The organism is Pseudoflavitalea rhizosphaerae, assembly GCF_003991355.1.
Lineage (GTDB): Bacteria > Bacteroidota > Bacteroidia > Chitinophagales > Chitinophagaceae > Pseudobacter > Pseudobacter rhizosphaerae.
On sequence record NZ_RCSU01000009.1, the window covers coordinates 147,855 to 162,075 of the forward strand.

The following is a 14,221-nucleotide window of genomic DNA, read 5'->3' on the forward strand; positions in this document are numbered from 1 at the left end:
CTGACAATAAAAATTATTCAGCAGCTTCGGGGAAGCTGCCGATAAATTCTAAATTGCATGTAAACCTGTTCCCTTGAGCGCCATCAGATATATTCTGGCTGCCTGCTTCCTGCTTTGCTGTCAGCAGCTTGCTGCCCGGCAACAGGACCTGTATTTTGAAAACTACACATCGCTTAACGGGCTTTCGCAGAACAGCGGCTATTCCATCACACAGGACCATCACGGGTTCATATGGATGGGCACACAGGAAGGGCTCAACCGATTTGATGGCTACGAATTCATTTCTTATCGTAAGCCTTTTGCCGGATCGGCTTCCACGTCAAACCAGGTAGACGCACTTCTTGCAGGCCATTCAGGCCGACTATGGGCAGGTACCCAGGATGGACTCTTCCTGCTCAATCCGCAGAGCGGACAATTCGAGACCTTCAGTAAATTCTTCCGTCAGCCCACTTCCACTCCCGATAGCGTCAGCATCCTGAAATTATTTGAAGACCATCAGTTCAATACCTGGATCCTCACCCGCTATAACGGTCTCTTCAAAGTGAACGGTAATGGACATTACCAGCATTACTTCGCAGGAGAAGGCCAGAACGATCGCCTGATAGATATCACAACAGACAATCACAACCGGTTATGGATATGCGATCTCAACAATATCTACTGGTACGATGCCGCAAGAGGCCGGTTCAACATGGTAACGATGAACCACTCGATCAGCGAAGGCATGAAATTCCGCGCCCTCTGCTGGTTCAATAATGAGCTCTGGATCGGCACTGCAGAACATGGCATCCTGATTTACGACCCAGCAACAGGACTGACCCATGCTTTTACGCCTCCACTCACAGACGGCACATTGCATGCCGTTTACTGCATGATGGCAGATTCAAAGCAACAACTCTGGATCGGTACCCGCAATGAAGGACTTTATCGTTACAATCCTTTCACTGCACAATTCACAAGGTGCCGCTATCGTGAAGACAAGCCAGGTTCACTGCGCAAAGATTTTGTACTCTCCCTGTTTGAAGACAGGCAGGGCATCATCTGGATCGGCCTCAGCGGTGGCGGTGTTGCCAAATACGATATTTACAATTCCATCTTCCACACCATCCGTAAGAATTACCGCAATAACAGTCAGCTGAACGACAATATGCTTTTCTCCCTGTTCAGTAACGGTGACGGACAACTGCTTATCGGCGCGCAAAATGGCGGTGTGGTAAAATGGAATACCAACAACAACAGTTTTACCAGCTATAAAGATATCAGTCCGTCCGGCGTTACACACAACACGGTTTATGGTATTGCACCCGGTAAACCAGGACAGTTCTGGCTCGCCACCTGGGGAGGGCTCTGCAAACTGGACATCGGCGCTTCCCCATCCAAAGCATTCACACCCTACTCCACAGGGAAAGATATCAGCAAGACCTGGCTCTATTCAGTTTTCAAACCCTCTCAGGAAAATATACTGCTGGTCAGCGGCATGAACGGATTATACCTGTTCGATCTTGAAATGGAAAAATGGACGAACTGGATCGATAAGGACAGTATGCTCTTGTACAACAAACCTGTGGTAAGATGCTTCTATGAAGATGACAGGCAACGCATCTGGATGGGTACAGAAGGGATGGGCCTGCTGCAGCTGGACCGCACCAATAATTCCATCAGTTCCATAGATCTTCCGCAAATCAACACGAGGAATGTCCGTTGTCTTTATCAGGACATGGCTGGTCAGCTCTGGATCGGTTCAGACAATGGACTTGTGCAATATGATCTGCAAAAAAAAGCGGTGATCAAGATCTGGCAAACGGAGCATGGCCTCGCCAATAACGTGGTTTACGGCATTCTGCAGGACCAGCAGCAACGCCTGTGGCTCAGCACCAATAGCGGGCTCAGCTGCTTTGATGCAGAGACAAGGAAATTCCTCAACTACGATGTCAGTTACGGACTGCAGGGAACCGAGTTCAATACCAACTGCTGCTACCGCGATGCACGCGGCATGATGTATTTCGGCGGCATAGAAGGGCTCACTTATTTTCATCCCGGCAATGTACCCGCAGACAAATTCAATCCGCCTCCCGTGATCACCGGTTTTCTGGTGATGAACCATCCTTCGCGGTCGGATTCATCCCTGCAACTGCAACAACATATCAGGCTGCAGCCCAATCAGAATTTTTTCACCATCGAATTCTCTTCGCTCAATTTTTCGCATACTAACAGGACCGTATACGCGTACAAACTATCCGGCGTGGATGCAGACTGGGTATATTGCGGCAATAAGCGTACTGCAAACTATACCAAGTTATCGCCTGGTAATTATACATTCGAAGTGAGATCGGCCAATAACCAGGGCAACTGGAACAGAGCCATCACCCGGCTGCAGATCACCATCCTGCCTGAGTTCTGGCAGACTACATGGTTCCTGGCGCTGGTGATTGTGCTGGTTATTGCACTCACCTGGTGGCTGCTTCGCAGAAGGATAAAACAGATCAGGCATGAAGCGGAGCTGCAGCAAAAGATCAGCACCACGGAAATGATGGCGCTCCGCGCACAAATGAACCCCCACTTCATCTTCAATTGCATAAACAGCATCGACGCACTGATCCAGAGCAACGACAAATATAACGCTACCGTATACCTGAATAAATTCGCGAAGCTGATCCGTAATATCCTGGACAACTCCAATCAGCCTGCCGTTCCACTCAGCAAAGACCTTAACACCCTGAAACTGTATATCGAACTGGAGCAGTTGCGCAACGAAAATAAATTCACCGTCAGCTTCAATGTGCCGGAAGATATATTGCAGGACGATCTGAAAGTACCCCCACTCATCATTCAGCCATACGTGGAGAATGCCATCCTGCATGGATTGCGCAACAGGACGGGCAACGATGGCAAACTCATCATCTCAGTTTCCAGAAAAGACGATTATCTTTTGTACCTGATTGAAGACAATGGCGTGGGTCGTTCAGCTACCATCACCAATATCCGGAAAGAAAATATTTCCTACGGAATGGCCATGACCCGCGACCGTGTAAAATTGTTCAATAAGGAAACCGATGCCTCCGTGCTGATTACAGACCTCCATGAAGATGATCAGCCAGCAGGCACCCGTATTGAAGTACGACTTAAAATTCAATAAATGCTATCCGCCATCATCATCGACGACGAAGTGAAGGGCCGCATCGCCCTCAAAAAGAAACTGCAGGATTATTGCCCGGAAGTGACCGTAACCGGCGAAGCCGCTGACGGCCTGCAGGGCATTGCACTGATCAGTCAGCTGTTGCCGCAGATCGTTTTCCTCGATATTGAAATGCCGCGCATGGATGGCTTTGCCATGTTGCAGCAAATACCCGAAAAGAAATTCCACCTCGTATTTACAACCGCTTATGATCAATATGCCATCCGCGCAATCCGTTTTGCAGCTTTCGATTATCTGCTCAAACCAGTAGACATCGAAGAGCTGCGCAGTACCATCAGTAAGATCCTTCAATCTCAGGGAAAACCTGAAACTGGTCGCAAGCTGGAAGTACTGGCCGATAACCTGCAACGCAATGCAGCCCTCAACAAAATAGCCATTCCTACTTTGGAAGGATTGTTATTCTTCAATGTGGATGATATTATTCACCTGGAAGCTCATAGCAATTACACGGTGATCCATTTCACCAATCATGCAAAGCTCACTGCCAGCAGGACCCTGAAGGAGTTTGAAGAATTATTGCCGAATGATAAGTTCTTCCGTCCCCATCATTCCCACCTGATCAACCTCACATATCTGAAAAGATATATCAAGGGGGATGGCGGACAAATAGAAATGCAGAACGGGAATTATGTGGATGTGGCGAGAAGGAAAAAAGAAGAGTTCCTGCAGCGGATGCTGGCGAACAAATAGTAAGGTGCGGCCAGTCCAGTCGCTCGCCTCTGGCGAGTGACTTCTGTTTAGTCGCCTCCGGCGACGCGGTGTTCGCCGGAGGCGAACAAATAGAAGTCACTCGCCAGAGGCGAGCGACTGGCGGCTCTCCGCTCCTATATCCCGCCACTTCACTGTCAATTCAGAAACTATCTTATCTTTGCGGCCATGGAAAAAATGTTAAAAGACCTGTTTGCCAACCAACAGTATGACGAGAATAATTTCTTCCTGATCGCCGGTCCATGTGTAGTGGAGAGCGAAGAGTTGTTGATGGAAGTGGCCGATAAAGTTTCGGGCATCTGCAAAAATCTTGGAATCCCTTATATTTTCAAAGCTTCTTACCGCAAAGCCAACCGCACCAGCGGCAGCTCTTTCACCGGACTTGGTGATGAAGTGGCGATGCAATTACTGAAGAAAACAGGAGAGAAATACAAGCTCCCCGTTACTTCAGATATCCATGCACATGAAGAAGCGGCCATTGCTGCCCAATACATCGATGTACTGCAGATCCCGGCATTCCTCTGCCGTCAGACAGACCTGCTGGAAGCAGCCGCACATACCGGCAAGATCGTGAATGTGAAAAAAGGACAATTCCTCAGCGGCCCTTCTATGAAGTTTGCTGCCGAAAAGATCCGCAATGCCGGAAATGAAAAAGTGATCCTCACGGACCGCGGCAACACATTCGGTTACCAGGACCTGATAGTGGACTATCGCAATATCCCCTGGATGAAAGAGCATGGCGCACCGGTGGTGATGGACTGTACTCACAGTCTGCAGCAACCGAATCAGACCAGTGGTGTTACCGGTGGTAATCCCCAACTGATCGGTACTATTGCCAAAGCCGCTATTGCTACCGGAGCAGATGGTTTGTTCATTGAAACGCATCCCAACCCTGCCGTAGCCAAATCAGATGGCGCCAATATGTTGAAACTGGATCTGCTGGAGCCATTGCTGCAGCAGCTGGTGAAGCTGAGGAAAGCGGTTGTATAATTAAGCCTGATTCTTTTCTAAATAGCAAATCCCGGCCACCGAGCCGGGATTTTTCTGGATCGTAATCCATTACTTTTTATTAATGCGCCAGCACTACAGTATCAAGCTTTGTTACTTGTCCTGTTGCTACAATTACACTTGTATTGTTTTGCGATTGATAATCTGTGTTAGTGGGCGCATAGCCTACCGTGTAACTTCCCGCATTCAACCCGCGGATGAGGTAATTGCCTAAAGTATCGGTAAGGGTTCCTGCCAAAGTATCGGTACCCTGGATTGCGAAAACGGCTGTACGGAAATCATAAGGCACCACTACTCCGGCAATACTGCCGCCGGCGGCCTGCAATACGGTCCTGATCACCGGTTTCAGAATAAACTTGCCATTGCCGGTGGTAACGATGGAACGGGCCGCATCGAAGTCCATGAGCAGGGTATACATGATACCTCCTTCAACGTTTTGATGGATGTTCAGCTTGAGGCCACTTTGCTGAGCGCTGGGTGTTTCCAGGTCCTTTACTGTACCATCATTCAGTTTGATGGTATTGTTGGGGCCCAGCACCAGGCGGATCTGCTGTACCCGGCCTGCAGGAATTTCGGCATTCACCAGCAGGGTGTCTTTGTCGTTCACCAGGTCCAGCAGGTTATAAATACCTTTTTTCACATTAGGCAGGCTTTGCCAGCCATTGTTCTCATTGTCTGTTACATTGATCTGAATATCCACGATATCGATATTCACTTCTTCGTAATCGCCGGGATCATCAGTAAGTCTTACTTCCAGACGCGCGGTTTGGTTAACAGGATCGTCTTCGGAACAAGAGGTCAGCATCAGGGTTGAAAAGGAGCATAATAATGCTCCGAAAAACAGTGTTTTCATAATGTGGATGTTTTGTAACATAATGGGTAAGGCTAAAACTGTGCCATATCTGATGAAGTAGTTATCGAACACCGCGCATCTTTTTTCGCACAGACTGGCTTCAGTAAAGTTCTTTTTTGCATTATTGGTTTTCGCAATTAAGAGCATGGAACGCCGGCTGGAAAACAAACCGGCGCAGAAAAATATTCGATTGACTTTCGTTAGTGGAAACTGACTGTAGCAATGTAACCATACTCTTCATTTTTATTTTTCACCGGGAGGCATAAAAAAAGCCTCCTTGCAGAGGCTGATTTTATGTAATGTTTTCAAAGGTATCTCGCGCTTTTCCTGGGTAGGATTGGGGTGAAGGCTTTTCTAGCGTTCATGGATCAAAAACGGGACTTCCTTTCGATTTTTCTGGATTTTCTCGGTTCTTGTTTGCTGGTACAAAGCTACCATCCAGGCAGGGCAATGTATAACCGAAGGCGTCACAGGAATACCCGCAACGTGTACCAACCGGTTAAAATTGTTTTAATGTCTATACCTGCTTTGCCAAAAGTCTGCTTGGAAGTACCCCGAACGCTTTTTTGAATGCAATGGTGAAATTGCTGAGATTGGCATAGCCCAGTTCCATCGCCACTTCTTTAACAGAATATTTACCTGTGAGCAGTTTATCCTGCGCGGCCTGCATGCGGGCCTTCTGGTAATATTCATAAATGGGTGACCCGTACATCACTTTGAAATCCTTTTTCAGTTTGGATTCACTGATGCTCACCATTTTGGCCAGCTGTGAAATTGGCGGAGGGCTTTGATAAATGTCTTTGGTGAGGATGGCTTCCACCTGCATCACCCTGTTGATGTCTTCCTGGCTGAGCGGCACACGGAATGCGGGGTTATGCATTTTTTCATATATGATGGCGAAGAACCTTTCGATCATCAGCATGATTCGGTTCTGGATGATAGTTAGCCGAAGGGGATTATCCTGACCTACCTCCATGATGGTTTGCATCCATTGCCTGAACTTGTTGTCGAGCGGAACGATATTGATGTTCTCCGCCTTCAGTGAGATATAGGTGGAGAGCACGTTCTCGGCCGTCTCAAGGTCAAGGTACCTGGCCAGCCACTCCTTGTTGAACAGGATGGCTACTCCCAGGTAGGTGGTCCCCTTGGTACTGTAGTAGCTCCAGTCGAACAACGAACTGGTGAGGTAGGCGATGGATTTGGAAGTATTCATATCCTTCACCTTGTCTTCATCGATGGTCACCACCAGGGTACCCGGCACCGTGAGCATGTCTACCCGCAGTACATAATACTCTTCGGCTATCTTTTTCCGATGGATCAGCCAATCGTCGTTGAGCACGCAATTGATGAGGGTGGCCTCCAGCCCGTTGGGGAGGACCACATAAGTGAAGGTGCCTGTTGCAGTATCCTGTGGGAACTGGATCTCATTATTGATCACAGGCACACTGAGGCGCTGTCCAACATGGTGCACAAACGCTTCATAATTGGTATGAGTGTAGTCTAGATGGAACACCGAAATAATTTTAAGTGATGCCGCTACCGGTGCAGGCAATTATCAGTGTGGCCTTAAAACAAAAAACACCAAAAGGACTATTGGTATTTCAGCGGGTTACGACGACCGGATAAGATGTAACGTTTCATGTTCATCCAGAATGCTAAAACAAAGTAAACGATCAATGGGGATCCCATTGTGAGAAATGATATGTAAACGAACCAGGTGCGGATACGGGCCGTGGCTATACCTAATCTGTCGCCCATAGCAGAGCAGACACCAAAGGCTTGCCATTCTATAAATTGTCTCAAACGATTCACAGAATAATCATTTTTAACGGGTAAAATGCCTGAGACCTGACCCAGGGGTTTGGTTCACACCACTAAATTATAAAATATAAAACAAATTGTCCAACCCTCCGGTTATTTTGATAAACCATTTTTTAGGTAAATTCGCAGCACTTTCCGTAAATCTAAATTATTTATCATGGTCTTTGATCTGGACTTAATCAAGAAATTGTACGCGGGCCTGCCGGCTAAAGTAGACTCCGCGCGCAAATTGACAGGCACGCCGCTGACGCTGGCTGAGAAAATTTTATATGCGCATTTGTACGAACCGGCCGCCAAAGCCTACACCCGGGGAAAAGATTATGTGGATTTTGCTCCGGATCGCGTTGCGATGCAGGACGCCACCGCCCAGATGGCCCTGCTGCAATTCATGACCTGTGGCCGCGACCAGGTTGCGGTCCCATCTACTGTTCACTGTGACCACCTCATCCAGGCCAGGACCGGCGCCGCTGAGGACCTCAAGAATGCATTAAATGTAAATAAAGAAGTATATGACTTCCTGGCTTCCATCTCCAACAAATACGGGATCGGATTCTGGAAGGCCGGAGCCGGTATCATCCACCAGGTGGTGATCGAGAACTACGCCTTCCCCGGAGGTATGATGATCGGCACTGACTCCCATACCCCCAACGCTGGAGGTCTCGGCATGGTAGCCATCGGTGTAGGTGGCGCTGACGCAGTAGACGTTATGGCCGGTCTCGCCTGGGAATTGAAAATGCCCAAGCTCATCGGTGTAAAACTCACTGGCAAACTCTCCGGATGGGCTTCCGCCAAAGACGTGATCCTCAAAGTGGCAGGCATCCTTACCGTAAAAGGTGGAACCGGCGCTATCGTTGAATACTTCGGCGAAGGTGCAGACAGCCTCTCTGCTACCGGTAAAGGCACCATCTGTAACATGGGCGCCGAGATCGGGGCCACCTGCTCCCTCTTTGCCTATGACGAGAAAATGGCCGACTACCTCCGCGCTACAGGCCGCTCCGAAGTGGCTGAGCTCGCCAACGGCGTTCGTGAACACCTCCGCCCGGACGATGCTGTGTACGCCAATCCCGAGAAATTCTACGATCAACTGATCGAGATCGACCTCAATACACTGGAACCACACGTGAACGGACCATTCACTCCGGACCTCGCATGGCCCATCAGCAAATTCGCTGAAGCCGTGAAAGCCAACAACTGGCCTGAGCGCCTCGAAGTGGCCCTCATCGGATCCTGCACCAACTCTTCTTATGAAGATATCAGCCGCTCCGCGTCACTGGCCGAACAAGCCATCGCCAAAAAACTCAAAGCGAAAGCTGAGTTCACCATCACTCCCGGTTCTGAACTGGTAAGGCATACCATCGAGAAAGATGGCTTCCTCAAAACATTCGACCAGATCGGCGGCGTGGTACTCGCCAATGCCTGCGGTCCCTGTATCGGTCAATGGGCCCGTCATATCGACGATCCCAATCGTAAGAACTCCATCATCACTTCCTTCAACAGGAACTTCGCCAAACGTAATGATGGTCTGGCTTCCACCCACGCATTCGTAGCTTCACCAGAGATCGTGACTGCCTTTGCCATCGCCGGTGACCTCACTTTCAACCCGCTGAAAGACACCCTGAAGAACGAAGAAGGAAAAGATGTAATGCTGGACGAACCAACCGGTGTTGAACTGCCTCCAAAAGGCTTTTCGGTTGATGATCCCGGTTACCAGGCCCCTGCTGCCGACGGTAGCGGAGTACAGGTGATCGTTAGTCCCGAATCTCAGCGTCTCCAACTCCTGGAGCCATTCACTCCATGGGAAGGAACCGATATCAAAGGACTCCGCCTTCTCATCAAGGCAAAAGGAAAATGTACCACTGACCATATCTCCATGGCAGGTCCCTGGTTGAAATTCCGTGGTCACCTGGACAATATCTCCAATAACATGCTCATCGGCGCAGTGAATTTTTATAACGATAAAACAGACACTGTAAAGAACGAGCTCACCGGAGAATACGGTCCTGTTCCCGCCACTCAACGCGCTTACAAAGCAGCCGGTATCGGAACTGTTGTTGTAGGCGACGAGAACTACGGTGAAGGCAGCAGCCGCGAACACGCAGCGATGGAGCCACGCCACCTCGGCGTTCGCGCAATCATCGTTCGCAGCTTCGCCCGTATCCACGAGACCAACCTGAAAAAACAGGGTATGCTCGCACTCACTTTTAACGACAAAGCAGACTACGATAAGATCCAGGAAGACGATGTGATAGACCTCAATGGACTTACCACTTTTGCTCCGGGCTCACAGATCACCATGGTGCTGACCCATAAAGACGGCAGCAAGGATGAAGTGAAGCTCAACCACACTTACAATGATCAACAGATCGAGTGGTTCAAAGCAGGTGGCGCACTCAATGTGATCCGCGCACAGTTCGCTAAAAAATAGTGTTTATCATTTTTAGTTGTGAGGGCCGTCCGCTTAGGGCGGCTCTTTTGTTTGGGGGCATTATCCCTGGGGACTCCTTTTTTGGGTAGCCGGCGGGGCCAGGGATCGGCGGTGGAAAAACAGGGTTGCGCTTTTTGTTGAGGGATGAACTGAAGTTGATCAGGGAACGGGAGAACATGGCCGGGCTTTTGTAACGCCTGTTTTTAAGACCGCCTCCTCCCTGGCCCACGCCGGCCACCTCGCATATTCTTCAGGTGCAACAGGGATAATGCGGGTGGGTGGTGATGGGGTAATTGTGCATCATTGTTTATTAAAAGTAAGAACATGGGCTATCTGTTAGGAGTATGCGATAAGTATAGAGAAAGGCACACTCCTTTTTATTGATCGCTTTTGAGGCCAGCAACAGATATCCTGGCTACTGATTACCGTTATGATTGATGTTTTAGTGCAAAAATGATTTTATACCCATCGGGATCGGAGATCATGAGGCCGTATTTGGACCAGTAGGGGTTTTTGGGCGTTTCAAGAGGGATATGATTCCCTTCAATGATCTTTTTGATGACGGCAAGATCTGCCGCTGAATTTTTATAGAAAACGAGAATATCATCTTCATCAAATTTACTTTGCGGTTTTTCTGGCGATATGGTAAATTCCAGATGCCAGTCCAGGCCCGGAAGTCCCAGGAAAATCCCGTCATACTCATCATGTGCTTCAAAGCCGCCTAACTTTTGAAGTCCCACTATCTCTGTATAAAATTTTTCAATACTCTTCAGGTCAGTTGTATGTCTTGCATATCTGAATGTCATCTTTTGATATTTTGTTTAAGTTTAATAACAGTGATCTAGAGTAACATATCCGGTTTATCCTTCCTGCACTTTCATCAAAAACCCCCATTTACATTTCCCCAACACTGCTGCACTTTTACCCCCATCCCATCCCCCCAGCGTGTTTCCTGGAAAAATTTCCCATCAGCGTGCCCATGCCGTGGAGGGAGTGTGCGTGGCAGGCCTTTGAAATGTAAGCGATGCAGCCCGGCTAACCTACCACAGCTCAATCCAACCAACCAATGCTCAACAAAAATCCTCCCGCGTCGGTTCATTTCATCAGCCGACCACGCATACTCCCCCACGGCCATCAACCATAGATAATTTTTCCAGAGAACCACGCACCCATTCCCGTAGTTCTACGCAAGGCAAGGCAATTGATTCTCTGTAGCTTGCCCTCATATTGATCATCACTATTGACTATTAAACCTGGTCTTTATCCATCCTTCCGGGGACTTCCGGTATGCGATTGTTACTGGTGGGGAATCTTTATCGCATATGGATGGATTTTTTCGGTGTAACAAACCTTGAATTGACTGAACCGCCGGTGGTTACGAAACGGTTCAGTCTTCAAGGTTTTGTTTTTTGTATTTTAGCGCATTATCAGCACCGATCCAACATAAAATGACTACTTATTCCGCAACGTACAACCACCAGCCCGTAACCGTTATCCTTTCCCCGGTAACACTTACTATCAGGTATACAGACGACAACAACCAGCAACAGGATATTCACTGGCTGGGAGATCATATCAAACAACTGGAAGAGACTACCAAAGGTTATACCCTGCACTACACCAGCCCCGCGGGTGAAAACTTCAGCCTGGAATTCAGCGGCCAGGAGTTATTGCAGGCCATCAAGAAAAATTTCCGTCACCAGAAATTTACCGGCAATGCACCAGCACGCGCACTCAATTCAGTGATCAGTAAAATGGTGTTGATTGCAGGTATCATTTGTGGATTGATCCTGATCGGTTATATCTGGATAGCACCCTGGCTTGGAGGGAAAGTGGCCAACTCATTTTCTAAAGAAACCGAGATCAGTCTCGGCCAGGAAATGTATGATGCCACCGTAGCTGCTTACGAAGTGGACCCCGTAAAAACAAGATTGCTGAACCAGTTCTATAAACAATTGCATTACCAGACTGGTTATCCCATTGAGATCACGGTGGTGAAGAGTCCTGAAGTCAATGCCTTTGCAGTACCCGGTGGACATATAGTAGTGTTCGATGCCATCCTTGATAACATGAAAACACCGGAGGAACTGGCTGCATTGCTTGGACATGAAGCTTCGCATATTGCACTCCGTCATTCCCTGAACAATATGTTCAAAAGCCTGTCCAGGCAAATGTTCCTGACACTGATCTTTGGAACTGACGCCGGCATCACTTCCATATTGGTACAAAATGCGGACAGGCTCAAAAGACTTGAATATTCACGCGAACTGGAAACCGAAGCAGACAACAATGGCATGAAGCTGATGCACGAGAGCAAAGTGGATACAGAAGGAATGGTAAGACTGATGGACCTCCTGAACGATGCAACAAAAGGAGGCGCTCAGGCAGTGAACTTTCTCAGTACCCACCCTGTTTTTGATAAGAGAGTCACCAATGTGAAAGCACAGCTGAAAAATTACCCTTCCACACCAACAGCCGATTCAACTTTACAGACTACCTTTCATGCACTCTATGAAAATTTCTAAACGATAACTATGGTACCTGTTTATATCCTGCTGGGCATTGCCGCCCTTTGTGTGATCATCTGGAAATGGAAACCAAAACAAAAGCCACCGCTTGACCTCAGCAAAGCTGATATTGATATCCTCAGCACGCATGTCCGGTTCTATCAACGCCTGGAGGAAAAAGATAAGCAGCGATTCCGCGAAAAGATCGGTTCCTTTCTCGCCAATGTACGCATTGAAGGTATCGGCGCCACCATCGAGGAGCGCGACAGGATCTATGTTGCCAGCAGCGCCGTGATCCCGATCTTCGGGTTTCCGGAATGGGAGTACCGCAACCTCACGGATGTGCTTATCTACCCCGATACTTTCAATGAAGAATTCAGGTTCGAAGGAAAAGACCGAGCCATCATGGGAATGGTGGGCAGCGGCTATATGAATGGGAAGATGATCCTCTCGCAACATGCACTCAGACAGGGTTTCGAGATCACCAGCGATAAGAACAATACCGCCATCCACGAGTTTGTGCATCTCCTCGATAAATCAGATGGCGCCGTAGACGGCATCCCTGAAAACCTGCTGGCACATCAGTATTCCATCCCCTGGATGCACCTCATGCAACAACAGATAGAAGAGATCAGGAAGAACCGCTCAGACATCAATCCATACGGCGCTTCCAATAAAAGCGAATTCTTTGCCGTTATCTCCGAATACTTCTTTGAAAGGCCTGATCTGCTGAAAGAAAAACATCCTGAGCTCTACGAATACCTCGAGATTATCTTCAAACAGGATCCCGCCAGCAATTAAGAAGCGAAGATCTCGGATACATGTTTCTTGATATTGTCTGAGATCTTTTCAGTAGGAAGATCATTCTCATCAGCGCCAAAAGGATCTTCGATCTCCTCAGCGATCATTTCAAGACTTGCCAGTACGTAAAAGATGAAAGCCACAACTGGTATGGCGATATAGCCCAGGCTGAACACGAAACTCAGTGGCAGGGTCATTACATAAAAGAAGATGAATTTTTTCAGGAATACACTGTAGGAAAAAGGAATGGGCGTATTCTTGATGCGCTCGCAGGCGCCGCATACATCGGTGAAAGATTGCAGTTCCGCATTGATCACAATCAGCTGATCACCCTTGATCCTTCCCTGCTCGTACAGCCGGGTTACCCGTTTGTACATCAGGGAAGCGATCTGGTTGGGCATGTGCTTGTTCTTGTCCAGATGCTCCCATTCAGGATGTTCCGCCGTATCCAATGCCAGCCTTGTTTGCTCCGTTTGCAGATGGCGGCTCAGTACAGCTGCATACATGGGAATGATGCGGCGAAAGAATTTTTTATCCTCATCTTCTGCCGGCCCCAGTATAGCATTGAGTTTGATGGACAGGTTCCTGCAATTGTTCACCAGCGCCCCCCATAATTTCCTTCCCTCCCACCAACGGTCATACGCAGTATTGGTGCGGAACACCAGCAGCATGGAGATCACGAAACTCAGGAGATTATTCATCATGGAGATATTCTTCAGGTGATTGTTCTGCGACAATTGAAAGATCTCCAGTTCAAGGTATGCGATGATAGCACAATAGGCGCTGATGCCCAGGATCAGCGGCGCCAATTTTCTCAGGGTGTCAGCCTTGTGGAAGCGGAACACGAAAGTGAACCAGTCTTTAGGATTATAAGCGATCATATTTTACAAAAATAATACTCC

General features: G+C 48.3%; 11 protein-coding genes. 6 read left to right on the forward strand and 5 right to left on the reverse strand.

All coding sequences use genetic code 11. From position 1 onward, the window contains the following. The first annotated feature begins 73 nt into the window (after positions 1 to 73). The 3 genes from D9Y29_RS16570 to kdsA all read left to right on the forward strand — a co-directional run bounded on the left by D9Y29_RS16570 (position 74) and on the right by kdsA (position 4,894). Positions 74 to 3,136: a ligand-binding sensor domain-containing protein gene (locus D9Y29_RS16570; RefSeq protein WP_127130194.1), complete on the forward strand. Its 3,063-nt coding sequence runs from the start codon at positions 74 to 76 to the stop codon at positions 3,134 to 3,136. After that, complete coding sequence (locus D9Y29_RS16575; protein WP_127130196.1) at positions 3,137 to 3,886, forward strand: LytR/AlgR family response regulator transcription factor; 750 nt, start codon at positions 3,137 to 3,139, stop codon at positions 3,884 to 3,886. A 186-nt stretch (positions 3,887 to 4,072) separates the two neighbouring features. Further along, positions 4,073 to 4,894, forward strand: a complete 822-nt coding sequence (gene kdsA / locus D9Y29_RS16580; protein WP_127130198.1) for a 3-deoxy-8-phosphooctulonate synthase — start codon at positions 4,073 to 4,075, stop codon at positions 4,892 to 4,894. Positions 4,895 to 4,973: 79 nt separating this feature from the next. Here kdsA and D9Y29_RS16585 read toward each other — a convergent pair whose 3' ends face one another. The 3 genes from D9Y29_RS16585 to D9Y29_RS27080 all read right to left on the reverse strand — a co-directional run bounded on the left by D9Y29_RS16585 (position 4,974) and on the right by D9Y29_RS27080 (position 7,577). After that, complete coding sequence (locus tag D9Y29_RS16585) at positions 4,974 to 5,765, reverse strand: DUF4382 domain-containing protein (RefSeq protein ID WP_127130200.1); 792 nt, start codon at positions 5,763 to 5,765, stop codon at positions 4,974 to 4,976. A gap of 517 nt (positions 5,766 to 6,282) precedes the next feature. Continuing rightward, positions 6,283 to 7,278: a helix-turn-helix domain-containing protein gene (locus D9Y29_RS16590; protein ID WP_127130202.1), complete on the reverse strand. Its 996-nt coding sequence runs from the start codon at positions 7,276 to 7,278 to the stop codon at positions 6,283 to 6,285. A 77-nt stretch (positions 7,279 to 7,355) separates the two neighbouring features. Beyond that, positions 7,356 to 7,577: a PspC domain-containing protein gene (locus D9Y29_RS27080; RefSeq protein WP_127130204.1), complete on the reverse strand. Its 222-nt coding sequence runs from the start codon at positions 7,575 to 7,577 to the stop codon at positions 7,356 to 7,358. Positions 7,578 to 7,743: 166 nt separating this feature from the next. Here D9Y29_RS27080 and D9Y29_RS16600 point away from each other — a divergent pair, with 166 nt between their 5' ends. Continuing rightward, positions 7,744 to 10,011 carry an aconitate hydratase gene (locus D9Y29_RS16600; RefSeq protein ID WP_127130206.1) on the forward strand — a complete coding sequence of 756 codons (2,268 nt, stop codon included), beginning with the start codon at positions 7,744 to 7,746 and terminating at the stop codon, positions 10,009 to 10,011. Positions 10,012 to 10,439: 428 nt separating this feature from the next. Here the strand turns inward: D9Y29_RS16600 and D9Y29_RS16605 are convergent, their stop codons facing one another. Beyond that, positions 10,440 to 10,817, reverse strand: coding sequence for a VOC family protein (locus D9Y29_RS16605; RefSeq protein WP_127130208.1), 378 nt, complete (start codon positions 10,815 to 10,817; stop codon positions 10,440 to 10,442). Between the two features lie 642 nt (positions 10,818 to 11,459). On the opposite strand from D9Y29_RS16605, the gene D9Y29_RS16610 reads away from it, so the two are divergent. Both D9Y29_RS16610 and D9Y29_RS16615 read left to right on the forward strand, forming a co-directional pair. Continuing rightward, the gene (locus D9Y29_RS16610; protein WP_127130210.1) at positions 11,460 to 12,536 is read left to right on the forward strand and encodes a M48 family metallopeptidase; all 1,077 of its coding nucleotides are present in this window, start codon (positions 11,460 to 11,462) and stop codon (positions 12,534 to 12,536) included. A gap of 9 nt (positions 12,537 to 12,545) precedes the next feature. After that, the gene (locus tag D9Y29_RS16615) at positions 12,546 to 13,319 is read left to right on the forward strand and encodes a M90 family metallopeptidase (RefSeq protein WP_127130212.1); all 774 of its coding nucleotides are present in this window, start codon (positions 12,546 to 12,548) and stop codon (positions 13,317 to 13,319) included. Here D9Y29_RS16615 and D9Y29_RS16620 read toward each other — a convergent pair. Further along, complete coding sequence (locus tag D9Y29_RS16620; RefSeq protein ID WP_127130214.1) at positions 13,316 to 14,200, reverse strand: bestrophin family protein; 885 nt, start codon at positions 14,198 to 14,200, stop codon at positions 13,316 to 13,318. The genes D9Y29_RS16615 and D9Y29_RS16620 overlap by 4 nt on opposite strands. Positions 14,201 to 14,221: the final 21 nt, after the last annotated feature.